Below are 24091 nucleotides of genomic sequence, written 5' to 3' on the forward strand. Positions count from 1 at the left end.
GCCACCCCAGCAAACAAGGAAGCAAGACACACGCCAAACGTGCAAGGGGTCGTGAGGGTCACGGCCGAAGTGGGATGATGGTCGCGCTTCCGTCGCATCATGAAACTTGGGCACATTGAGCGACGGTTCGCAAAAAAGAGAAGACCCCTCGAGAGGGGTCTTCCGGCACAGCGCTGAGTATCGGTCGCGTTAGATCGACGGATCCAGGCTGCAGGTCGCAGAATCGTTGTTGCACGTCGTGTCGCCGCTACCTGCGGTACCCGTACCACCCGGATCCCGGGGGGCGAAGACCGTGGTACCGGTAATGGTAGCCAGGGCGGCCGTCGGGGTCTCGCACGAAACGGCAGGCGGAGCCTCGACATTCATTTCGGACTGCAGCGCAGCCACGGCAGAGTTCATGTAGGCCTTCGCCTCGGCCTGGCAGGCGCCTTCGGCCGAACGGATGCGGTAGTTGTTGTACGCCGGCAGCGCGATGGCGGCCAGGATGGCGATGATCGCGACGACGATCATCAGCTCGATGAGCGTGAAGCCCTTCTGCATCTTCTTCATGGTGTATCCCCTAGAGGTTGGACGTTGGACAAGTCGACTTTCACGTGCCCCATCGTTCCGGCTGTTGCCGTGTCCTGTGGGCAGCCGTGCAACAGCGCACGTGCGGAGGGATTGACGCAGGATGCGTGCCAATCCGGCAACGGTGTGGGTGGGGGATTGGAATGCGGGAACCTGTCACGATTTCAGATTCATTCAGCGTGAATCTGGGAACGGGTTCACGCGACGCGTTGCGTCACAAAGTGACGCGAAGTGACCTTGTGCGCAGGGGTCTGGATCGGTGAGGTTCTAAACGTGATGTCGATCATGCCGGCGATGCGCGCGGGGGCACGGTGGCGACGGCGGTTCGGCGGTCGGCCGCCGGATCGGGTGACGTGGAATTGACGCGGGAGTCGGCCGGACTTCATGCGCGCCGGGCGGTGCGAACGGAACGGGCGCCCTAGCCCGACCGCGACGCCTCAGTCGATCCCGAGCTTCTTCAGCTTGTACCGCAGCGCCCGGAAGGTGATGCCCAGCGCCGCCGCGGTCTTGGTCTTGTTGTAACGGTTTTCCTGCAGCGCCTGCTGGATGGCGGTGCGCTCGATCTCCTCGATGTACGAGGGCAGGGCGCTGCTGGCGGTGTCAAAGGGGCTGGTGGTGCGCGGGTCCGCGCCGGGCGGCGGCGGTGCGCCGGTGGGCAGGGTGTGTCCGGCCGGGGCCGGCGCCTGCGCACCGGGTCGCGGAGGCTGCATGCCGGCGGGCGCGGGCAGCTGCAGGTCGTCGGCGTGGATGGTGTGGCCGTCGGCCAGCGCCAGCGCGCGTTCGAGGATGTTCTCCAGCTCGCGCACGTTGCCGGGGAAGCGGTAGGCCTCGAGCGCGGCGACGGCGTCGCCGGCGAGCGTCGGCGGCTGGCGCTTCATCGCGCGGGCGAGGCGGTCGAGGATGGCGTCGGACAGCAGCGGCAGGTCGCCGGCGCGCTCGCGCAGCGAGGGCACGTGCAGGCCGATGACGTTGATGCGGTAGAAGAGGTCGTGGCGGAAGGTGCCGTCGGCGACCAGCTGGGCCAGGTCCTTGTGGGTGGCCGAGAGGATGCGCACGTCCACCTGCACTTCGTTCTGCGAGCCCACCGCGCGCACGCTCTTTTCCTGGATCGCGCGCAGCAGCTTGACCTGCATCGGCAGCGGCAGTTCGGCCACCTCGTCCAGGAACAGGGTGCCGCCGTCGGCGGCCTGGAACAGGCCGGCCTTGTCGCTGGTGGCGCCGGTGAAGCTGCCCTTCTTGTGGCCGAAGAACTCGCTTTCCATCAGTTCGGACGGAATCGCGCCGCAGTTGACCGGGATGAACGGCCCGCCGGCGCGCGAGCCCTGGGCGTGGATGGTGCGCGCCACCAGCTCCTTGCCGGTGCCCGACTCGCCGTTGATGTGCACCGGGGCCTGGCTGCGCGCGACCTTGCCGATGGTCTGGCGCAGGCTGACCATCGCCGGCGAGGCGCCGAGCAGGCGGCCGGCCTCCTCGGGCTGGGCCAGGCGGCGGGTGTTGAGGTCCAGCGCCTGGCGCACCAGGCCGCGCAGCACGTTGATGTCGACCGGCTTGCTGACGAAGTCGAAGGCGCCGGCCTTGAGCGCTTCCACGGCGGCCTCGACGTTGCCGTAGGCGGTGATCACGGCCACCGGTGTCGTTGGGAAGCGGGTGGAGATCTCGCTCACCAGCTCCAGGCCGGAGCCGTCGGGCAGGCGCATGTCGGTCAGGCACAGGTCGTAGGAGACCGTGCCGAGCATCTGCCGGGCGGCGTGCAGGTTGGGGGCAGTGTCGGTCCGCAGGCCCATCCGCCCCAGGGTCAGCACCAGCAGTTCGCGGATGTCGTGCTCGTCATCGACGATCAGGGCGCTGCGGGCTTCGTTCATGGACAAGGGGGCGACGGTCGCAAGGTGACCAATATTGACAGTTTTTGACGCGGGTGACGAGGGTGTTGGAGTGGTGGTTGGTGGCTGGTGGCTGCCGGTGTCCACATCCGGTAACGGCGGCGTGGGGCGGGTCTGGAGGTTGAACAGCCGGAAGAGCCGGGTTGCGGTGCTCGTGTCCCGCGCCTTCGGCGCGCCTCATCCGCCCCTCGGGCACCTTCCGCCCATGAAGGGGACCGAGGTCCCGTCAAACGGGAGAGGGGACGCTGGGCTCGCCCCTCGTTCGTCTTTCGCACACCTTTCTCTTTCATCGACAGAGGTTCTGTCGAGCGGGACACGGGAAAGCCCGGCCCTGGGGTGGAAGGCAGCCGGCGGGTTGCCTCAGCGCTGCAGCAGGGCGTGCTGCGGGGGGAGGGTGAGGCGGAAGCAGGCGCCGCCGCCGGGGACGGCGACGTATTCGAGCTCGGCTTCGTTGGCGCGGGCCAGTTCGTGGGCGATGTACAGGCCCAGGCCGGTGCCGTTCTCGGAGGTGGTGAAGAACGGGCGGAACAGCTGCGCCGCCACCGCGTCGGGGATGCCGGGGCCGCGGTCGAGCACGCTGATGCGGGGCACGCGGTCCTCGTCCTCCAGGTGCAGGGAGATGCGCGGGGTCTCGCCGGGCAGGTGGCCGTAGCGCACGGCGTTGTTCACCAGCGCGGTGACGATCTGCTGCAGGTGGCGCGGGTCGAACATCACCGGCAGCTTCACGCATTCGCCGGTCTGGCGCAGCTGCGCGTTGTCCTCCGGCACGATCATCCGGTAGTCCTCGATGAAGTGCCGGGAGAAGGTCACCAGGTCGATGCGTTCTGGCTTGGCGCGCTCGCGCCGGGCCAGGCCGAGCACGCTTTCGACGATGCCGTTGGTGCGCAGGCACTGCTGGTGGACGATCTGCAGCAGGCGCCGGTCGCTGGCGTTGAGGTCGTGCGATTCCTCGAGCAGCTGGGTGGCGTAGCTGATCGCCGCCAGCGGGTTGCGGATCTCGTGCGCGAGGCTGGCCGAGAACCGCCCCATCGCCGCCAGGGTGAGCGATTCGGCGCGGCGCGAGAGCATCGACGTGTCGTCGAGGAACACCAGGGTCGCGTCGCTGGTGGCCAGCAGCCGCGCGAACCGCGGCAGCACTTCGGCCTGGTCGGGGCCGCAGGCCATCGGGGAGTCGTCCTGCTGGCCGTCCTGCAGCCACTGCGCCAGGCGCATCGCCAGTTCGGGCGCCACCTGCGCCACCGGCTTGCCGTGCATGCCGTGGTCGTGGTCGACCTCGTCGTCGCGCAGCAGCAGCTGGGCCGCCTCGTTCGCCATGCGGATGCGGCCGCCGCCGTCCACCAGCACCACGCCGGTGCGCATGCGCCGGATCACCAGCTCGTTGATCTCGGCCAGGTTCGCCGCCTCGGCGCCGCGCTCGTCGGCCAGGCGCTGGGCGGCGCGCATCTGCCGGCCGAGGTGGTGCATCAGCGCCGCGACCGCGAAATACGCCACGGCGAACATCAGCACCTCGGCCAGCGGACGCTCGGACAGCCCCTCCATCCGGTCCCACAGATGCTCGGCCACGATCGCAGCGGTGGCGCCGCCGGCGAAGGCCAGGCTCCAGGGCAGCGACAGGAACAGCGACCCGGCCGCCAGGTTGAACACGAACATCAGCGCGATGCCGGGCCCGACCCCGGGCATCGCGTGGGTGGCCAGGAATACCACCGCCAGGTCCACGCCCAGGCCCACGACCACGTGCGGGAAGAACCCGCCGCGCAGCCGCCCGCCGGCCTGCATCAGGTGGCGGGCGTGGGCCACCAGCACCAGCGACAGCACCACGAAGGTGGTCGAGACCGTCTGCGCCAGCTGCGGCAGGTGCATCTCGCCGATCAGCGAGCCGGCCGGACTGAAGACGATCAGCGCCAGCAGGGCCGATTCGAGCAGGCGGTAGAGCGCGAACAGGTACAGCTCGCGGCGCAGCGACTGGGTGTGGTCGGGTTGGGCTGCGGCGGATGCGGCCAAGGGGATGCGCGGCGGGAACTCGGGCCCGGAGTATAGGCATGGACCGGCGGCGGGGCGGGCCCGGAGGCCCGGCTTTGCCCGCGGGCGGCGCATCGGCGAGAATATGCGGCCGCGTGCCGCCAGCTGGCCTCCGGGTCCGGGCCGCGACGCGATCCTCCCCAGCACGGACCCCACATGAACTTCCACGAATACCAGGCCAAGCAGTTGTTCGCCGACTACGGCATCGCGGTGCCGGCCGGGCGCGTCGCGCGCTCGCCGGATGAGGCGGTGGACGCCGCGAAGGCCATCGGCGGCGACTTTTGGGTCGTCAAGGCCCAGATCCACGCGGGCGGCCGCGGCAAGGCCGGCGGCGTCAAGCTCGCCCGCAGCCTCGACGAGGTGCGCGAGTACGCCAAGGGCATGCTCGGCACGCAGATGGAGACCTACCAGTCGGCCGGCGTCGCGCTGCCGATCGACAGCGTGCTGGTGACCCAGGCCACCGACATCGCGCAGGAGCTGTACCTGTCGGTGCTGGTCGACCGCGCCACCCAGTCGATCACCTTCATCGCCTCGTCCGAGGGCGGCGTGGAGATCGAGAAGACCGCCGAGGAGAACCCGGACGCGATCCAGACCCTCAACGTCAGCTACGTGCAGGGCCTGCAGCCCTACCAGTGCCGCGACATGGGCTTCGCGCTCGGCCTCAACGCCAAGCAGGTGGGCCAGCTGACGAAGATCATGCTGGGTCTGTACCGGCTGTTCAACGACAAGGACCTGGCGCTGGTGGAACTCAATCCGCTGGCGGTGCTCAAGGACGGCAACCTCGCCGTGCTCGACGGCAAGGTCAACTCCGACGACAACGCCAGCTTCCGCCACGCCGACCTGGTCGCGATGCGCGACATCCGCCAGGAAGACGAGACCGAGGTCAAGGCCAGCCAGCACGACCTCAACTACGTGACCATGGACGGCAACATCGGCTGCATGGTCAACGGCGCGGGCCTGGCCATGGCGACGATGGACGTGATCAAGCTCGAGGGCGGCGAACCGGCCAACTTCCTCGACGTCGGCGGCGGCGCCAACAAGGAGCGCGTGACCGAGGCGTTCAAGCTGATCCTCTCCGACGAGGACGTGAAGGCGATCTTCGTCAACATCTTCGGCGGCATCGTGCGCTGCGACATGATCGCCGAGGGCATCATCGCCGCGGTCAAGGAAGTCGACGTCAAGGTGCCGGTGATCGTGCGCCTGGAAGGCACCAACGTCGAGGAGGGCAAGAAGCTGCTGCGCGAGAGCGGGCTGGCGATCACCCCCGCCGACGACATCAACGACGGCGCGAAGAAGGCCGTCGCCGCCGTCAAGCAGGCGGCCTGACACATTTTTTGAGTCCTGCCCCCGCTTCGCGGGGGCAGGTGCCCGAAGGGCGGATGGGGGCTACGACGCAACGCACCCCCATCCCGACCTTCCCCCGCAAGCGGGGGAGGGGCTTCAAACAGGAATCCAGGAAAATCCAATGTCCGTTTTGGTCAACAAGAACACCAAGGTGATCGTGCAGGGCTTCACCGGCCAGCAGGGCACCTTCCACGCCGAGCAGATGCTCGACTACGGCACCAAGGTCGTCGGCGGCGTGACCCCCGGCAAGGGCGGCAGCGAGCACCTCGGCCTGCCGGTCTTCAACACCGTGCGCGACGCGGTCTCCGAAACCGGCGCCGACGCATCCGTGATCTACGTGCCGCCGCCGTTCGCGGCCGACGCGATCCTGGAAGCGGCCGACGCCGGCATCAAGGTGATCGTGTGCATCACCGAGGGCATCCCGGTGCTGGACATGCTGCGGGTCAAGAACGCGCTCAAGGGCTACGACGACGTCGTGCTGATCGGCCCCAACTGCCCGGGGGTGATCACGCCCGGCGAGTGCAAGATCGGCATCATGCCCGGCCACATCCACAAGCCCGGCAAGGTCGGCATCGTCTCGCGCAGCGGCACGCTGACCTACGAGGCGGTCAAGCAGACCACCGACGCGGGCCTGGGCCAGTCGACCTGCATCGGCATCGGCGGCGACCCGATCAACGGCACCAACTTCATCGATGCGCTGAAGCTGTTCCAGGACGATCCGCAGACCGAGGGCATCATCCTGGTCGGCGAGATCGGCGGCAGCGCGGAAGAGGAAGCGGCCGAGTACATCGCCGAGTTCGTGACCAAGCCGGTGGTCGGGTTCATCGCCGGCGCCTCGGCCCCGAAGGGCAAGCGCATGGGCCACGCCGGCGCGATCGCGAGTGGCGGCGCGGGCACGGCCGAGGGCAAGTTCGCTGCGCTGGAGAAGGCGGGCGTGACCACGGTGAAGTCCCCCGGCGACCTGGGCGCGGCGATCGCCAAGCGACTGGCCGGCTGAGGACGCGCGTCCGGTTCCCGATGGAAGGCCGCCTCCGGGCGGCCTTGCTGTTTGTGCGTGGCGCGTCCGGCGGGAGTGTCGGCGATCGGCGGCCCGCGCTTGACGCCCCGTGGCCACGATGCGCATGATGGATGCGCATCCCATGGAGGCACGCCATGCGCATTCGCGAAGACTACGCCGGCTACGGCAAGCGCGCGACCAACGTCAGCATCAATCAGGGACTGCTGGACGCGGCCAAGGCGCTGGACATCAACCTGTCGGCCACGCTGGAACGGGCGCTGGAGCAGGAGGTGCGCGCCCGCAAGCGACAGCGCTGGCTGGAGGACAACCGCGAGGCCATCGAGGGCTACAACGCCTGGGTGGCGGAGCATGGCGTGTTCAGCCCGATGTTCCGCAAGCGCTGATGCACCAGTTCACCGCCTACCGCAATCGCGACGAAGGCACGCGCGCGGTGTATCCGCTGCTGCTCAACGTGCAGAGCGACCTGATCGAGGAGACGGGCACCCGGGTGGTGGTGCCCATGGTGCCGATGAACGCGCGCCGTCGTGCGCCGGTCATCTCCTCCCTGGCGCCGGTGATCGAAGTCAACGGCAAGCCCCACGTGCTGGTGGTCCCGCTGCTGGCCGCGACCGAGGTCGCCGACCTGGGCGCGGCCGAGGCCGACCTGTCGGGCGAGCGGGCGACGATCCTGGCCGCGCTGGACCTGCTGATCTCGGGAATCTGACATGACCGACACCCTCCGCATCGCCCTGGCCCAGTTCGACTTCCCCGTCGGCGACGTGCGCGGCAACACCGACCGCATGGTGGCGATGATCGCCGAGGCGCGCGACGAATACGGCGCCGACATCGTGCTGTTCCCGGAACTGGCGATCAGCGGCTACCCGCCCGAGGACCTGCTGATGCGGCCCTCGTTCCTCGAGGATTGCGAGGCGGCGCTGCGCGAGGTGGCGAAGGCGGCGACCGGCATCGTGGCGGTGGTCGGCTGGCCCGAGTCGGCGGGCAGCATCCTGTACAACTCCGCCAGCGTGCTGCGTGCAGGCAGGGTCGAGGCGACCTATCGCAAGCGCGAACTGCCCAACTACAACGTGTTCGACGAGCGCCGCTACTTCCATGTCGATCCGGACGGCGGCAGCTGCGTGGTCGAGGTGAAGGGCGTGCCGGTGGGCGTGCTGGTGTGCGAGGACCTGTGGTTCGCCGAGCCCCTGGCCGACACCGCCCGGTCCGGCGCGCAGCTGGTGCTGGTGCCCAACGCCTCGCCCTACGAGCGCGGCAAGCATGCCCAGCGCGACGCCCTGCTGTCCGAGCGCGCGAAGGAAAGCGGCACGGCGCTGGCCTACGTCAACGTGGTCGGCGGCCAGGACGCGCTGGTGTTCGACGGTTCTTCCGTGGTGGCCGATGCGGACGGCACCGTGCATCCGGCCGCGTCCGCCTTCACCGACCAGTGGCTGGTGGTGGACTACGACGTCGCCGCGCGCAGGTTCTCGCCGGTGGTCTGGCAGGACGACGGCGACGAGAGCATGGACGCGCTTGCGTGGCGCGCGATCGTGCGCGGGATCCGCGACTACTGCGGCAAGAACGGCTTCTCGAAGACCTGGCTTGGGCTGTCGGGCGGCATCGACTCGTCGATCGTGCTGGCGCTGGCGGTCGATGCGCTGGGCGCGGACAACGTCACCGCGGTGCGCATGCCATCGCGCTACACCGCCGGGCTGTCCAACGACCTGGCGCAGGAGCAGTGCGACGCGGTCGGCGTGCGCCTGCTGACGCTGCCGATCGAGGCGCCGTTCAACGGGTTCCTCGAGACCCTGGGCGCGACGTTCGAGGGCCACGCGCCGGACACCACCGAGGAGAACCTGCAGTCGCGCGCGCGCGGCGCGCTGCTGATGGCGCTGTCGAACAAGTTCGGCGGCCTGTTGCTGACCACCGGCAACAAGAGCGAGTACGCGGTGGGCTACGCGACGATCTACGGCGACATGTGCGGCGGCTACGCGCCGATCAAGGACCTCTACAAGACCGAGGTCTACGGCCTGGCGAAGTGGCGCAACACGGTGGGCGGCGCACCGGTGATCCCGCCGGGCGTGATCGCGCGCGCGCCGTCGGCCGAGCTGCGCGAGAACCAGGTCGACCAGGATTCGCTGCCGCCCTACGACGTGCTCGATGCGATCCTGCGCCGCTACGTGGACCTGGAGCAGTCGCGCGACGACATCGTGGGCGCGGGTTTCGACGCCGCCACCGTCGACCGCGTGCTGCGCCTGGTGCGCACCAGCGAGTGGAAGCGCCACCAGGCCGCCACCGGCCCGAAGATCTCGCGCCGCGCTTTCGGCCGCGAGCGGCGCTACCCGATCAGCAACCGCTATCCGGCCTGATCGGCGCGGCTGCGCGCCGGTCGGCGCTAACGCGACGATCGACGTCGATTGCAGCGTGGCCTGCGCGCGCGACGGCATAATGCGGACCTGTTTGCAGCGCGGGGAAACGGCATGGGCAGGAAAGGTGCAGGTGGTCGTCGTCGCGGCGTGCAGGGCAGGGCGTCGGATTCGCGTGCTGCACCGGTTTCCGCCTCGCCGCCGGCGATCGCGAAGGCGGGCCGCACGGACATCGCGCTGCGTGCGCTGGCGATCGTGGGCCTGCTGCTGACGGTCTACCTGGCGTGGACCGCGTCCAGCGGGGGACCTGCGTTCTGCACCGAAGGCTCCGGCTGCGACCTGGTGCAGGCCAGCCGCTGGTCGCGCTTCCTCGGCCTGCCGATCGCGGCCTGGGGCGCGCTGCTGTATGCGGCCATCGCGTGGGTGGCGTGGCGTCCGGCGCCGCGGCTGGCGCGCTGGCGCCGTCTGTCGCGGCTGTCCTTCCTCGGCCTGGCGCTCAGCGTGTACCTGACCGTCGCCGGCCTGGTGGCGGTGCAGGCGGTGTGCGCGTGGTGCCTGGTGTCGCTGGGGCTGATGCTCGCGATCTTCCTGCTCGTGCACCTGGGGCGCCCCGACAGCGCGCCGGGCATGCCGTGGGCCACGTGGTGGCTGGGCAGCGGGCTGGTCGCGCTGGGGCTGGTCGCGGCCTTGCAGCTCTCGGCGATGGGCCTGCTGGAGCGGCGCGAGGATCCGCGATTGCGCGCGCTGGCCGAACATCTGGGGCAGGTCGACGCACGCTTCTACGGCGCCTCGTGGTGTCCGAACTGCACGGAACAGAAGCGTCTGTTCGGCGCCGCCGCCCCTCGGCTGCCCTACGTGGAGTGCTCGCCGGAAGGTCGCGCCGGCGGGGTGGCGTTCGAATGCATCAGCGCGCGCGTGAGCGGATACCCGACCTGGATCATCGACGACAGGCACCACGTCGAGGTACTCACGCCGGAGCGGCTGGCGCGGCTGACGGGGTTCGACTGGGAGGGGGCCGCTCCGCGCTGAGGATGCGGTGCCGGGGGCAGCAGCCCCGGATGCGCTTCGCTTATCCGGGCTACGGGCTGGCCGGGACGAGTGGGGCTGAATGCGCTTCGCTTGTCCGGGCTACGGGCGGATGTGCGGCGGCAGACGGCGCGACGGGTGCGGCAGCGCTGGCGTTTCGGGGCCACCGGATGCGCAGACGCCGCCCGGAGGCGGCGTCTGGTCAGGCCTGCGTGCGGCGCGCGGTCAGTCGCGCGCGTCGTTTTCGATCGCCGAGCGCTCCCCCGCGAACGGGTTGAGCTTGCGCACGTTCCACGGATAGTTCGGCCAGTCGCCCGCCAGGTAGGGGTGTCCGGGCTCGTTCTGTTCCAGCACGCGACGGGCGTCGGCGGCCAGGGTCTCGTTGCCCAGTTCGGTATAGGCCGCCACCAGCACCGCGACCGCATCGTTCTGGAACTCGCTCTGCGGATAGGTCTCCAGCAGGTAGGTCGCGCGTTCGGCGGCAGCGATCCAGGCGTCGCGGCGCAGGTAGTACAGCGCGGTCTCGATCTCGTGGCGGGCGAACATGTTGCGCAGCGCGACCATGCGCTGGCGCGCATCGTCGGCATAGCGGCTGCTCGGGTAGCGCTCGAGCAGGGTGTTGAAATCGGAGAAGGCCTGGTTGGGCGTGGCCAGGTCGCGGCGGCTGGCGTCGAGCTTCCACACCCGCTGCAGGAACACGGTGTCGCGGTTGGAGTTCACCAGCCCGCGCAGGTAGTACATGTAGGGCGTGTTCTTGTGCGTGGGGTAGGTGCGCAGGAAGCGGTCGATGGTCGAGATTGCCTCCTCGTTGTCGCCCATCTTGAACTGGGCGAACGCGGTCTCCATCAGCGCCTGCTCGGTGTAGGGCCCGTACGGGTACTGGGCCAGCAGGCGGCGGTAGGTGACGGTCGCGCCGCTCCAGTTGCCGTTGCGCATCTGCCCCTGGCCCTTGTCGTAGAGCTCCTCGACCGGGACCCCCTCGTTCTCGTCCTCGTCCTTGAACACGCCCTTGATCCGCGCGCAGCCGGAGGTCGTCAGGACGATCACCAGCAACAGCAGGATCGCGCGGCGGAGCGGAGACAGGCGGACGGACATGGGCACCGGGGCAGGCAGGGCACGAAGCGCGGATAATACCAGCCCGCCCCGGCCGCCCGGGCGCAGCGCCTGAACCCCAGCCCTCCATGTCCCGATCCCCCGACGACGCCATCGAACCACGCGAGGCCCGCGTACCCGAGTCCGCCGCCGGACGCCGGTTCGACGCGGTGCTGGCCGAACTGTTCCCCGAATTCTCGCGCTCGCGCCTGGCCGGCTGGATCCGCGACGGCGACGCCCTGCTCGACGGCAGGCCCGTGCGCCCGCGCGATCCCGTGCGCGGCGGCGAGCACGTCCGGCTGTCCGCGCGCCTGGAAGTCGAGACCCGGGCGCTGCCCCAGGACATCCCGCTGCGGGTGCTGTACGAGGACCCGGACGTGTTCGTGATCGACAAGCCGGCCGGCCTGGTGGTGCATCCGGGCGCCGGCAACGCCGACGGTACCCTGGTCAACGCGCTGCTGCACCGCGACCCGTCGCTGGCGTCGCTGCCGCGCGCGGGCGTGGTGCATCGGCTGGACAAGGACACCTCCGGGGTGATGGTGGTGGCGCGCACGCTGCAGGCGCAGACCGCGCTGGTGGCGCAGCTGTCCGCGCGCGGCGTGCACCGCCAGTACCTGGCCGTGGTCACCGGTGCGCTGGTCTCGGGCGGCACCGTGGACGCGCCGATCGATCGCCACCCGCGCGAGCGCGTGCGCATGGCCGTGCGCGAGGACGGGCGCGACGCCGTCACCCACTACCGGCTGCGCGAGCGCTTCCGCGCGCACACCGCGCTCGAATGCCGGCTGGAGACCGGGCGCACCCACCAGATCCGCGTGCACATGGCGCACATCCGGCACGCGATCGTGGGCGATCCGCTCTACGGCGGGCCGCTGAAGCTGCCCAAGGGCGCGTCGGAGACGCTGGTCGCCGCGCTGCGCGGGTTCCGGCGCCAGGCCCTGCATGCGGAGACGCTGGAATTCGCCCACCCGGCCAGCGGCGAACCCGTGCGCTGCGACGCGCCGGTGCCGGACGACCTGCTGGCGCTGATGGACGCGCTGCGCGAGGACGCGCGCGAACATGTCGAGGCGGAGCGCGCGCGCCGGTGAGCGCGCGCATCGACGCATCCGCGGCGCTGCCGGCGAACGTGCATGCGTTCACCACGGTGCGCCATGGCGCCGGCCATTCGCGGGCGCCGTTCGACAGCTTCAATCTGGGCAATTTCCGCGGCCCGCAGGGCGACGACCCGGCGGTAGTCGCGCGCAACCGCGCCGAGCTGCTGTCCCGCTTCGCGCTGCCCGCCTGGCCGCACTGGCTGAAGCAGGTGCACGGGACGCGGGTGCTGCGGGTCGAATCGCCCGCAGCGGCGCCACCGGGGCTTGCGGACCGAATGCCACCCGGACCGGAACCGGGCGCCGCGGCCACGATGCGCGCGCCGACCGGCGAGCCGTCCGCCGCGATGGATGGGGACGAACCCGAAGCCGACGCCGCGGTCACGTCGACGCCCGGTGTGGTGCTCGCGATCCTGACCGCCGACTGCCTGCCGGTGGTCTTCGCGGCGAGGGACGGCCGTGAGCTCGCCGCCGCGCACGCCGGCTGGCCGGGCCTGTCGCGCGGAATGCTGGAGGCGACGCTGGCCGCCATGCGCAGCGCGCCGGTCGACCTGGTCGCCTGGATCGGCCCCTGCGCGGGACCGGCACGCTATGAGGTGGGGCGCGACGTGTACGCGGCCTTCGTCGCGCACGATCCCGGTGCCGCCGCCGCGTTCGTGCCCACCCGCGAGGGGCACTGGCTTGCCGATCTCCCCGCGCTCGCACGACGCCGGCTCGTCGCCGCCGGCATGCGCGCGGCCGACATCCACGGCGGCGACCTGTGCACGCTGTCCGGGCCGGATCGCTTCTTCTCCCATCGCCGCGACGGACGTAGCGGGAGGCTCGCGACCGTGGCCTGGATCGAGCCACCGCCGGGGTCGGCGGCGGCCTGACACGACGCCGGCAGGCAGGGGAGCCGGTCGATGCGCCGAGTCGAGCGCACAGGGCGGCTCGCGCCCGGGCCGGTGCGCTCGAACCGGCCGAACGCCCGCAGGCTGGCAGTCGCGGGCGCCGGATCGCGGACGTTGGCGCGTCTCCGGTACATGCGGCGGCTGGGGGCAGACCCCGGGCCTGATCCGGAAGGCCGCGAACCTGTCGGCCAACGCGTTTTTTACATTAATCTGACAGCGCTCCTCCCACCCCCACGCCAGGACCCTCCGATGACCCAGGCTCCGCCTCGCCGGTCCCCAGCCCCGCGCCTGTCCGCGCTGGCGCTCGCGCTGTCACTGCCCATCGCCGTGCAGGCTCAGGACGCCCCGCCGCCCGAACCCGCCGATGCGGTCACCCTCGATGCGCTCGAGGTCACCGCGCAGCGCCGGGTCGAGAACATCCAGGACGTGCCGGTCTCGATCAGCGTGCTCTCGGGCGAGACGCTCGACGTGCTCGGATCCGGCGGCACCGACGTGCGCTTCCTGTCGGGCCGGGTGCCCAGCCTCAACATCGAATCGTCGTTCGGCCGCGCCTTCCCGCGCTTCTACATCCGCGGCTACGGCAATACCGATTTCCGGCTCAACACCTCGCAGCCGGTGTCGCTGGTGTACGACGACGTGGTCCAGGAGAACCCGATCCTGAAGGGCTTCCCGGTGTTCGACCTCGAACGCATCGAGGTGCTGCGCGGGCCGCAGGGCTCGCTGTTCGGGCGCAACACCCCGGCCGGCGTGGTCAAGTTCGATTCGGTGCGGCCGTCGCAGGAATTCGGCGGCTACGCGCAACTGGGCTACGGCAGCGACGACATGTGGAACTTCGAGGGCGCGGTGGGCGGTTCGCTCGGCGAGCGCTGGTCGGCCCGCGTGTCGACCCTCTACCAGCGCCGCGACGACTGGGTGCGCAACGACTACCCCGGCCCCAGCGACGGCTTCGAGGGCTACGACGAGTCGGCGGCGCGCGCGCAGCTGCTGTACGAAGGCGACGGCTTCGAGGCGCTGCTGAACGTGCACGCGCGCCACCTCAACGGCAGCGCGCGCCTGTTCCGCGCCAACATCATCGAGCCGGGCACCAACGACTTCGTCGCCGGTTTCGACCGCGACGTGGTGACCCAGGACGGCCTGAACTCCTCCGAGCTCGACAGCCAGGGTGCGAGCGCGCGCCTGCGCTGGGACCTGGGCGACTACACCCTGCATTCGATCACCGGTTACGAATCGCTGGAGACCTTCAACCGCGGCGACATCGACGGCGGCTACGGGGCGGTGTTCCTGCCCGACTCCGGCCCCGGCGTGATCCCGTTCGCTTCCGAGACCGCGGACGGCATTCCCGACCACTCGCAGTGGAGCCAGGAACTGCGCATCGAATCCGGCTACGGCGGCGCGCTGGACTGGCAGGCGGGCGTGTTCTGGTTCAAGGAGGACTACCGGGTCGACAGCGTCAGCTACGACTCGCTCGCGGGCAGCGCGCAGGACGGCTACCAGCGCATCCGCCAGACCAACGACGCCTGGGCGGTGTTCGGCGCGCTGACCTGGCAGGCGACCGACGCGCTCGAACTGCGTGCGGGCCTGCGCTACACCGTGGACGAGAAGCAGCTGACGGTCGAGGAATACTGGAACACCGGCTTCGCGGCCTGCGTGCTGGCCGGCAAGTGCACGCTGGAACAGCTCGCCGCGCTGGAGCCGGACGGCGACCTGTCGGCCTCGCCCGAGGACAAGAAGCTCAACTGGGACCTGTCGGCGACATTCGAGCTCAACGAGGACGTGAACCTGTACGGGCGCGTCGCCACCGGCTTCCGCGGCAGCAGCATCCAGAGCGCGGGCGCGTTCAACGGCAAGTCCGTGGCCGGGCCGGAGACGTCGACCGCGGCGGAGTTCGGCGTCAAGGCCGACCTGTTCGACCGGCGCGCGCGGCTCAACGCCGGCGTCTTCTACTACGAGGTGGACGACCAGCAGCTCACCGCGGTGGGCGGCGCCGCCAACGCCAACATCCTGCTCAATGCCGAGAGATCGACCGGGCGCGGCGTCGAGTTCGACCTCGAGGCGTGGCTGGGCGATTCGGTGCTGGTGACGCTGGGCAGCGGCTACAACGATACGGAGATCGAGGACGACGACCTGGCCGTGGCGGTGTGCGCGGCGTGCACCGTGACCGACCCGCGCGTGGGCGCGCTGGCGGCGATCGACGGCAACACGCTGCCCCAGGCCCCGAAGTGGACCCACAACCTGACCGCGCGCTGGGGCGTGCCGGTGGGCAGCGGCGAATTGTTCGTGTTCACCGACTGGGTGTACCGCAGCGAGGTCAACTTCTTCCTGTACGAGTCGGTCGAGTTCACCGGCAAGTCGCTGCTCGAGGGCGGCCTGCGCGCAGGCTACCTCTGGAACGACGGCGACTACGAGGTGGCGGCCTACGGGCGCAACATCACCGACCAGGAGCGTATCGTCGGCGGCATCGACTTCAACAACCTGACCGGCTTCATCAACGAGCCGCGCACGCTGGGGGTGGAGTTCACCGCGCGGTTCTGAACCTGATCGGCCTTCGCGACTGGCGGACCGCGGTGGCACGACCGCGGATCCGGGCACTGCCTGCGCCATCGACGCCACGCCCCGCGCCGAAGAGGCGGCGCGGGCGGAGGTGGAACGCGTGGCGGGGCCGCCGGGCAGGCGAAAGCCGCAGCGTTCGTCTGCCCACGCATCGTCCGGGCAGGCGACGAGCCGCAACATTGTCTGAATTCCAACCTCCGGCGGGCGCTGCATCGACCGCTGGCACTTGTCCAGGAAGCCCTCCCGCATGACCCGACCGCTGGCCCATGGCCGCCCGCGCTGGTTCGTCCCCGGCGACATCAACGGCTTCTTCGGACTGGTGGTCGACAACCTGTCGATCCTCGGCTTCATCGCCATGGCGCTGGTCGGGCTGTACGGCGTCCCGGCCGAGGTCGTGTTCACCCGCATGTTCCCGGGCACGGCGCTGGGCGTGTTGCTGGGCAACCTGGCCTATACCTGGATGGCGCGTCGCCTGGCGCAGCGCACCGGCCGCGACGATGTCACCGCGATGCCGCTGGGCCTGGACGCGCCGACCAGCATCGGCATGGCACTGCTGGTGCTCGGCCCGGCGTTCGTCGCATTCAAGACCGACGGCCTGGACGAGCAGGCCGCCGCCATCGCCACCTGGCAGCTGGGCATGGCCTCGCTGGTGGTGATGGGCGCGCTGAAGACGGTACTGTCCTTCGCCGGCGACTGGATCACGCGCGTGCTGCCGCGCGCTGCGCTGCTGGGTTCGATCGGCGGCGCCGCACTGACGCTGCTCGGGTTCCTGCCGCTGCTCGAACTGCTGCGCAATCCGGTGGTCGGGCTGGTGACCTTCGGCCTGCTGCTGTACGTGCTGGTGGCGCGTGGCGCGCTGCCGCTGCGGATCCCGGGGGTGCTGCTCGCGTTCCTGGTCGGCACCGCGCTGTACTACGGGCTCGGCCTGACAGGGCTCGGCGTCCCCGGCTTCGCGGTGCCGGAGCCGGTGCGTCTGTCGCCGCAGCTGCCGCTGCCCGGCCTGGGGTTCGTCGAAGGCCTGCAGGCCACCGTGCCCTACCTGCCGCTGCTGCTGCCGTTCGGCCTGCTGATGGTGGTGGGCGGGATCAACGTCAGCGAAAGCGCGCGCGCGGCCGGCGACGATTACCGGACGCGCGACGTGCTGCTGGTCGAGGCGCTGTCCACGCTCGTGGCCGGCGTGTGCGGTGGCGTGGCGCAGACCACGCCCTACATCGGCCAGCCGGCCTACAAGCAGATGGGCGCGCGCAGCGGCTACACCCTGTTGACCGGCCTGTTCGTGGGCATCGGCGGCATGCTCGGCCTGGTGGCGGGCCTGGTGCAGTGGCTGCCGCTGGCGGTGCTCGCGCCGATCATCGTCTATGTCGGCATCGGCATCACCGTGCAGGCGTTCCGCGCCACGCCCGAGCGGCATGCGCCGGCGGTGGCGCTGGCCTTCCTGCCTTCGCTGGCGTACCTGCTGGCGATCAAGCTGGGGAACCCGGCCTGGATCGCGCCGGAGCGGTTCGCCGCGCTGTATGCCGACACCGGTGCGCACGGGCTGCCGGAACTCGCCGCCCTGGTCACCTTGGGCAATGGCTTCATCATCACCGCCATGCTGTGGGCGACGATGCTGGTGGCGATGATCGAGGGACGCCTGCGCGCGGCGGCCGGCGTGCTGCTGCTGTGCGCGGCGCTCACGCTGTTCGGCGTGATCCACTCGGTCGATCCGCGCGGCGGGGTGTACCTGCCGTGGATGCTGGACGGCCTGCGCGCGGTGATCGCCTGGCAGTTCACGGGAGCCTATGCGGCGCTGGCGCTGCTGCTGGGGGCGCTGTCGCTGCAGCGGCCGCGTCCGGATCCCGCCAGTCATCCCTCGTAGCGGCGCGCGCCGCGTTGCCCTGAGCGCAGGTTCGCCGCCATGTCGTGGCGGCAGGGCGTGCGGCAACGGCTATCCTGTCCGTCCCGCTCTGCCGATCACCTGCATGTCGCCCACCGTGTTCCAGCAGGCGCTCGGCGCCGCGTTCTTCCGCCTGCCCGACAGCCTGCGCAGGCTGCACGCCGGCAGCGGGCGCTTCCGCTACGCCGGCCGCGCGACGATCGAGCGCGGCGGCAATCCGCTGGCGCGGCTGTGCGCATGGGCCGCCGGCCTGCCGGCCGCCGGCGAAGACGTGGCGACGGTGGTCGACTTCGACTGCGCGCCGCACCGCGAAACCTGGCGTCGCGATTTCGGCGGCGCGCGCATGACCTCGACCGTCTCGCTGCGCGATGGCCTGCTGCGCGAGCGGCTCGGGCCGGTGCGGTTCGGTTTCGCCCTGCACGCGAACGAGGGCGCGATCTGGTGGACGGTGGCGACGGCGCGGCTGTTCGGACTGCTGCCGCTGCCGGCCGCGCTGTTCGACGGCGTGCGCTGCCGCGAGTACGAGCAGGACGACCGCTACCGGTTCGAAGTCGAGGCCACGCTGCCGCTGGCGGGGCGCATCATCCGCTACGCGGGCTGGCTCGAACCCGCATGAGCGGTTCCGCCGGGCCGGATCCGCGCGGGACCGGTGAGGCGTCGCCGGCCTCCGCCGGGGCCGCGGACGGCGGGATCATCGTCTTCGATGGCGTCTGCGCGCTGTGCAACGGCTGGGTCGATTTCCTGCTCGCGCGCGACCGGCGCCAGCGCTACCGCTTCGCCGCGATGCAGAGTCCCGCAGGCCGGCGCCTGCTGGCCGCGCATGGGCTGGATCCGGATGACCCGGCCTCGTTCCTGCTGCTCGACGCGCAGGGCGCGCACACCGATACCGACGCGATCGCGCGGGTGCTGTCCGGCCTGGGCGCACCGTGGCGGGTCGCGGCCATGGGCCGGCTGCTGCCGCGCCCGCTGCGCGACCGGCTCTACCGCAGCGTGGCCCGCCACCGCTACCGGCTGTTCGGTCGTCGCACGGCCTGCCGGGTGCCGGACGCCGCGCACCGGCACAGGTTCATCGTCGACTGAGCCGCCGTCTGTCGGCCTTGGGCCCAGGCCAGGGTGCCGACGTCGCCGGTCCGCGCGGCGTGCGGTGGCCGGGCTGATCGCCGCGTCCACGGCTTCGAGCCGGGGAGGGCGGCTCCAGCGCGATCGCCCCTGCGCAAGCCTTGCATCCGCGTGATCCACCCGCATGTGGGACACATCGCCGGGCCGGTCGGCCCGCACTTCCCGAGGTACCTCCCATGCGCATGGACAAGCTGACGTCGCGCTTCACCGCGGCCCTGCAGGACGCGCAGTCGCTGGCCGTCGGCCGCGACCACAACATGATCGAACCCGTGCACCTGCTGGTGGCGTTGCTCGACCAGCAGGGCGGCGGCACGCGTCCGCTGCTGTCGCAGGCCGGGGTCAACGTGCCGGTGCTGCGCGAGCGACTGGGCGAGACGCTGGAGGCACTGCCGAAGGTGACCGGACAGGCCGGTCAGCTCTCGGTCGGCAACGACCTGATGCGCCTGCTCAACGTCACCGACAAGCTGGCCCAGCAGCGCGGCGACGCGTTCATCGCCAGCGAACTGTTCCTGCTCGCGGCGCTCGACGACAACGGTCCCGCCGGCCAGGCGCTCAAGGCCGCCGGCGCTACCAAGCAGAAGCTCGAGGCCGCGATCGAAGCCGTGCGCGGCGGCGAGAGCGTCAAGGACGCCAACGCCGAAGAAGCGCGCGAGGCGCTGGAGAAGTACACCATCGACCTGACCGCGCGCGCCGAGAGTGGCAAGCTCGATCCTGTGATCGGCCGCGACGAGGAAATCCGCCGCACCGTGCAGGTGCTGCAGCGCCGGACCAAGAACAATCCGGTGCTGATCGGAGAGCCCGGCGTGGGCAAGACCGCGATCGTCGAGGGCCTGGCGCAGCGCATCGTCAATGGTGAGGTGCCCGAAGGGCTGCGCGGCAAGCGCGTGCTCTCGCTCGACATGGGCGCGCTGATCGCGGGCGCCAAGTACCGCGGTGAGTTCGAGGAGCGGCTCAAGGCGGTGCTCAACGACCTGGCCAAGAACGAGGGCCAGATCATCCTGTTCATCGACGAGCTGCACACCATGGTCGGCGCCGGCAAGGCCGAAGGTGCGATGGATGCGGGCAACATGCTCAAGCCCGCACTCGCCCGCGGCGAGCTGCACTGCATCGGCGCGACCACGCTCGACGAATACCGCAAGTACGTGGAGAAGGACGCCGCGCTGGAACGCCGCTTCCAGAAGGTGTTCGTCGGCGAGCCGAGCGTGGAGGACACGATCGCGATCCTGCGTGGCCTCAAGGAGCGCTACGCGGTGCACCACGGCGTGGAGATCACCGATCCGGCCATCGTCGCCGCGGCCACGCTTTCGCATCGCTACATCGCCGACCGCCAGCTGCCGGACAAGGCCATCGACCTGATGGACGAGGCGGCCTCGCGCATCCGCATGGAGATCGACTCCAAGCCGGAGGAACTCGACCGCAAGGAACGTCGCCTGATCCAGCTCAAGATCCAGCGCGAGGCGCTGAAGAAGGAGAAGGACGCCGAGTCGAAGCAGCGCCTGGCTGACCTCGAAAGCGAGATCGCCACGCTGGAGCGCGAGTACAACGACCTGGAGGAGATCTGGAAGGCCGAGAAGGCCATGGTGCAGGGCGCGACGCGGGTCAAGGAGCAGATCGAGGCCGCCAAGCTCGAACTCGAAGCCGCGCAGCGCCGGCAGGACTACGCGAAGATGAGCGAGATCCAGTACGGCACGCTGCCGGCGCTGGAAAAGCAGCTCGCCGCCGCACAGGAGGCCGAGACCAAGGACTTCAGGCTGCTGCAAGATCGCGTGACCGCCGAGGAGATCGCCGAAGTCGTCGCGCGCTGGACCGGAATTCCGGTGAGCAAGATGCTCGAGGGCGAGCGCGAGAAGCTGCTGAAGATGGAAGACGCGCTGCACGGGCGCGTGGTGGGGCAGGAGGAAGCGATCAAGGTCGTGTCCGATGCCGTGCGCCGCTCACGCGCGGGACTGTCCGATCCCGACCGGCCGAGCGGCTCGTTCCTGTTCCTGGGCCCGACCGGCGTGGGCAAGACCGAACTGTGCAAGGCGTTGGCCGAGTTCCTGTTCGACAGCAGCGACGCGATGGTGCGCATCGACATGAGCGAATTCATGGAGAAGCACGCCGTCTCGCGCCTGGTGGGCGCGCCCCCGGGCTACGTCGGCTACGAGGAGGGCGGCTACCTGACCGAGGCGGTGCGTCGCCGGCCCTACAGCGTGATCCTGCTCGACGAGGTCGAGAAGGCGCATCCGGACGTGTTCAACATCCTGCTGCAGGTGCTCGACGACGGTCGCCTCACCGACGGGCAGGGGCGCACGGTCGATTTCCGCAACACGGTGATCGTGATGACGTCCAACCTCGGCAGCCAGATGATCCAGGAGCTGTCGGGCGACACGCCCGAGAGCTACACCCAGATGAAGGCCGCGGTGATGGGCGTGGTGCAGGCGCACTTCCGGCCCGAGTTCATCAACCGGCTGGACGACATCGTCGTGTTCCATCCGCTGGACAAGGCCCAGATCAAGGCGATCGCGCGGATCCAGCTGCGCGGGCTGGAAAAGCGCCTGGGCGAGCGCGGCATCCGCATCGAGGTCTCCGACAAGGCGTTCGACCTGCTGGGCAACGTCGGCTTCGACCCCGTCTACGGCGCGCGGCCGCTCAAGCGCGCGATCCAGCAGCAGCTGGAGAACCCGCTGGCGCAGAAGATCCTCTCCGGCGAGTTCGGCAACGGCGACACGGTGCGGGTCGATGCCGAAGGCGGACGCGTGGTGTTCGTCGCCGGCTGAGATCCGGCACACCTCGCCCGGATGCGCTCCGCTTATCCGGGCTACATCATGCTGCGTAGCCCGGATAAGCGAAGCGCATCCGGGGCGATCGCGACGTATCCCGACCCCGGGTGCGGTCTTCGACCTTATCCGGGCTACGCCACCGCCGTAGCCCGGATAGGCGGAGCGCATCCGGGGAGACGTGGACCCGTTTGGCGCCGGGACCCGACACGTCGTCGATCGGTTCGCCGACATCGCGCTGGCGCACCGGCGGGTGGGCGACCCGACCATTCGTGCGCCGCACAACCGTTGGCGCTGAAACCATGCGTCCGCGGCGCGGCGGCGTGGGCTATCGTCTCGGCCCCGGCCCTCCGACGACCGCGCGAGCCCTCCGATGACCGACTCGACGAACACCGCCTTGGTGCGGTCGCTGGTGGCGGACCTGGAGCAGGCGCTGGCGCAGGCCTGATTCACGCGGCTCCGCAAGCGGCGCCGAGGCGCGTGGGTGCCGCCGCGGTGCCGGTCGCGCGCGTGAGCGCGATGACCGGATACGCGAGGGCGTCTTCCCGGACACTGGAGGAAACGCCTGGGCGCGCACGAACACGCAGCATGGCGAAGCGCACCCAGGGCCCGCTGCGAGCCGCGGCGGCTGCATGCCGCAGCGCGAGGGACGCGCCGGCGAATGCCCCGGGTGCACACCGTCCCGGTCAGGCCGCCGCGGGCGCAGGATCGCTCGGTGGCGCGCGGTCGTCGTCGGCGCCCTTGCGCGCGGGACGGTAGGGCGGCGTGGACATCACCATCTCGGCCAGCGAGAACGCCAGCTCGCGTTCGGCCAGCACCGCGCCGTCGGCGCCGTGCTCCAGCAGATGTTTCACCTCGGCATCGCTGTGCGCCCTCGCCAGCACCGTGATCGTCGGGTTGAGCGTCTTCATCCGCTCGATGGTCTCGCCGGCCTCGAGCGCCTGCGGGATCGCGAAGATCGCCATCTTCGCCCGCTCCGGCGCGGCCTCCAGCATCACCGGCTCGGAGGCGGCGTTGCCCCGCACCGCGTACAGCCCGCGCGCGCGCGCGCGTGCGACCAGCTCGCCGTCGTCCTCGATCACCACCAGCGGCACGCCGCGCTGCTGCAACAGTTCGGCGAGCTGGCTGCCGACGCGACCGTAGCCGACCAGGATGGCGTGGTCGCGCACGTGTTCCGGCACCGGCGGCGGCTCGGGCGGGTGATCCGCGGCGGCCTGGTGGGCGGCTTCCGCGTCGATGCGTGCCTCGCGCCGGGACAGCCACCCGAACAGCAGCGGATTGACCACGATCGACAGCAATGCGCCGGCCAGGATCAGGTCGCGGCCGGTCGCCGGCAGCAGGTTCAGCGCCACGCCCAGGCTGGCGAGGATGAAGGAGAACTCGCCGATCTGCGCCAGGCTGACCGAGATCGTCAGCGCCGTGCCCTTGGGATGGCCGAACAGGCGCACGATCGCGTACGCCGCCAGCGACTTGCCGACCACGATGATCAGGAACGTCGCCAGCACCTGCCAAGGGTGCTCGACCAGGATCATCGGGTCGAACAGCATCCCCACCGAGACGAAGAACAGCACCGCGAACGCATCGCGCAGCGGCAGCGAGTCGTTGGCGGCCTTCTGGCTGAGCTCGGACTCGTTGAGCAGCATCCCGGCGAAGAACGCGCCCAGCGCGAACGAGACCCCGAACAGCACCGCCGAACCGAACGCCACGCCCAGCGCGATCGCCAGCACCGACAGCGTGAACAGCTCGCGCGAACCGGTGCCCGCGATCTTCTCCAGCGTCCACGGGATCACCCGGCGCCCGACCACCAGCATCACCGCGACGAACAGCGCCACCTGCACCAGCGTCTTGGCCAGCGCGAAGGCGATCGTGCCGGCCATGCTGCGCAGGGTGCCGCCGTCGGCCAGGGTCTCGCTCTCGGCGATCACCTCCGCCAGTGCCGGCAGCAGCACCAGCGCCAGCACCATCGCCAGGTCCTCGACGATCAGCCAGCCGACCGCAATGCGGCCGCGACGGGTGTCGAGCAGGCGCCGTTCCTCCATCGCCCGCAGCAGCACCACGGTGCTGGCCACCGACAGCGCCAGTCCGAACACGAAGCCGTTGATCGGCGACCAGCCCATGCCCCAGGCCAGCAGCCAGCCCAGCAGGGTCGCCACGGCGATCTGCGCCACCGCGCCCGGGATCGCGATCGCCTTGACCTCGAGCAGGTCCTTGAGCGAGAAGTGCAGGCCGACGCCGAACATCAGCAGCATCACGCCGAGTTCGGCCAGCTGGTTGGCCAGGTCCTGGTCGGCGACGAATCCGGGCGTGAACGGTCCGACGATGACGCCGGCGACCAGGTAACCGACCAGCGGAGACATGCGCAGCCGGTTGGCCAGCGCGCCGAGCACGAATGCCACGGCGAGGCCGACTGCGACGATGTTGATCAGGTCGGTGTCATGGTGCATCGAGGACGCGGCGAGGGTGCGCGATGGAGATGCAGTGTGGCCGATGCGTCGCCGACGGGCAATGCAGGCGAGCGCATCGC

At 70.4% G+C, this 24091-nt stretch carries 18 protein-coding genes; 13 read left to right on the forward strand and 5 right to left on the reverse strand.

Features of this window, described 5'->3' with window-relative positions; genetic code table 11:
* Positions 1-189: 189 nt before the first annotated feature.
* From QFW81_RS17705 to QFW81_RS03770, 3 genes are all read right to left on the reverse strand, one after another.
* Positions 190-549, reverse strand: coding sequence for a prepilin-type N-terminal cleavage/methylation domain-containing protein (locus QFW81_RS17705; RefSeq protein WP_425603967.1), 360 nt, complete (start codon positions 547-549; stop codon positions 190-192).
* Between the two features lie 455 nt (positions 550-1004).
* The gene (locus QFW81_RS03765) at positions 1005-2429 is read right to left on the reverse strand and encodes a sigma-54-dependent transcriptional regulator (RefSeq protein ID WP_280577228.1); all 1425 of its coding nucleotides are present in this window, start codon (positions 2427-2429) and stop codon (positions 1005-1007) included.
* Positions 2430-2807: 378 nt separating this feature from the next.
* Positions 2808-4541, reverse strand: a complete 1734-nt coding sequence (locus QFW81_RS03770; RefSeq protein ID WP_280577230.1) for a sensor histidine kinase — start codon at positions 4539-4541, stop codon at positions 2808-2810.
* An 81-nt stretch (positions 4542-4622) separates the two neighbouring features.
* Between QFW81_RS03770 and sucC the strand changes: the two genes are divergently transcribed.
* The 6 genes from sucC (at position 4623) to QFW81_RS03800 (ending at position 10196) form a co-directional block, all read left to right on the forward strand.
* A complete protein-coding gene (gene sucC, locus QFW81_RS03775) occupies positions 4623-5792 on the forward strand; it encodes an ADP-forming succinate--CoA ligase subunit beta (RefSeq protein ID WP_280577231.1) in 1170 nt (389 codons plus the stop codon).
* A 139-nt stretch (positions 5793-5931) separates the two neighbouring features.
* The gene (gene sucD / locus QFW81_RS03780) at positions 5932-6807 is read left to right on the forward strand and encodes a succinate--CoA ligase subunit alpha (protein ID WP_280577232.1); all 876 of its coding nucleotides are present in this window, start codon (positions 5932-5934) and stop codon (positions 6805-6807) included.
* A gap of 155 nt (positions 6808-6962) precedes the next feature.
* Positions 6963-7211, forward strand: a complete 249-nt coding sequence (locus tag QFW81_RS03785; protein ID WP_280577233.1) for a type II toxin-antitoxin system CcdA family antitoxin — start codon at positions 6963-6965, stop codon at positions 7209-7211.
* Positions 7211-7531 (forward strand): CcdB family protein, encoded by a 321-nt coding sequence (locus QFW81_RS03790; protein WP_280577234.1) that lies wholly within the window; start codon positions 7211-7213, stop codon positions 7529-7531. Before QFW81_RS03785 ends, QFW81_RS03790 begins: the two co-directional genes overlap by 1 nt.
* Before the next feature lies 1 nt (position 7532).
* On the forward strand, positions 7533-9170 hold the full coding sequence (locus QFW81_RS03795) for an NAD+ synthase (protein WP_280577235.1): 1638 nt from the start codon (positions 7533-7535) through the stop codon (positions 9168-9170).
* A 111-nt stretch (positions 9171-9281) separates the two neighbouring features.
* A complete protein-coding gene (locus tag QFW81_RS03800; RefSeq protein ID WP_280577236.1) occupies positions 9282-10196 on the forward strand; it encodes a vitamin K epoxide reductase family protein in 915 nt (304 codons plus the stop codon).
* A gap of 222 nt (positions 10197-10418) precedes the next feature.
* On the opposite strand, the gene QFW81_RS03805 is transcribed toward QFW81_RS03800, so the two are convergent.
* Complete coding sequence (locus QFW81_RS03805) at positions 10419-11288, reverse strand: outer membrane protein assembly factor BamD (RefSeq protein WP_280577237.1); 870 nt, start codon at positions 11286-11288, stop codon at positions 10419-10421.
* Positions 11289-11374: 86 nt separating this feature from the next.
* On the opposite strand from QFW81_RS03805, the gene rluD reads away from it, so the two are divergent.
* From rluD to clpB, 7 genes are all read left to right on the forward strand, one after another.
* Entirely contained in the window at positions 11375-12370 is a 996-nt protein-coding gene (gene rluD, locus QFW81_RS03810; RefSeq protein ID WP_280577238.1) for a 23S rRNA pseudouridine(1911/1915/1917) synthase RluD, read from the forward strand.
* Positions 12367-13245, forward strand: a complete 879-nt coding sequence (gene pgeF, locus QFW81_RS03815; RefSeq protein WP_280577239.1) for a peptidoglycan editing factor PgeF — start codon at positions 12367-12369, stop codon at positions 13243-13245. Before rluD ends, pgeF begins: the two co-directional genes overlap by 4 nt.
* A gap of 267 nt (positions 13246-13512) precedes the next feature.
* Entirely contained in the window at positions 13513-15795 is a 2283-nt protein-coding gene (locus QFW81_RS03820) for a TonB-dependent receptor (RefSeq protein WP_280577240.1), read from the forward strand.
* Between the two features lie 265 nt (positions 15796-16060).
* Complete coding sequence (locus tag QFW81_RS03825) at positions 16061-17671, forward strand: SulP family inorganic anion transporter (protein ID WP_280577241.1); 1611 nt, start codon at positions 16061-16063, stop codon at positions 17669-17671.
* Between the two features lie 103 nt (positions 17672-17774).
* Entirely contained in the window at positions 17775-18305 is a 531-nt protein-coding gene (locus QFW81_RS03830; RefSeq protein ID WP_280577242.1) for a DUF4166 domain-containing protein, read from the forward strand.
* Complete coding sequence (locus tag QFW81_RS03835) at positions 18302-18769, forward strand: thiol-disulfide oxidoreductase DCC family protein (RefSeq protein WP_280577243.1); 468 nt, start codon at positions 18302-18304, stop codon at positions 18767-18769. Before QFW81_RS03830 ends, QFW81_RS03835 begins: the two co-directional genes overlap by 4 nt.
* A gap of 215 nt (positions 18770-18984) precedes the next feature.
* Positions 18985-21567, forward strand: coding sequence for an ATP-dependent chaperone ClpB (gene clpB, locus QFW81_RS03840; protein WP_280577244.1), 2583 nt, complete (start codon positions 18985-18987; stop codon positions 21565-21567).
* 686 nt (positions 21568-22253) lie between these two features.
* Here clpB and ybaL read toward each other — a convergent pair.
* Complete coding sequence (ybaL, locus tag QFW81_RS03845; protein ID WP_280577245.1) at positions 22254-24011, reverse strand: YbaL family putative K(+) efflux transporter; 1758 nt, start codon at positions 24009-24011, stop codon at positions 22254-22256.
* Positions 24012-24091: the final 80 nt, after the last annotated feature.

The sequence above is a fragment of the Luteimonas kalidii genome, assembly GCF_029887935.1.
Lineage (GTDB): Bacteria > Pseudomonadota > Gammaproteobacteria > Xanthomonadales > Xanthomonadaceae > Luteimonas > Luteimonas kalidii.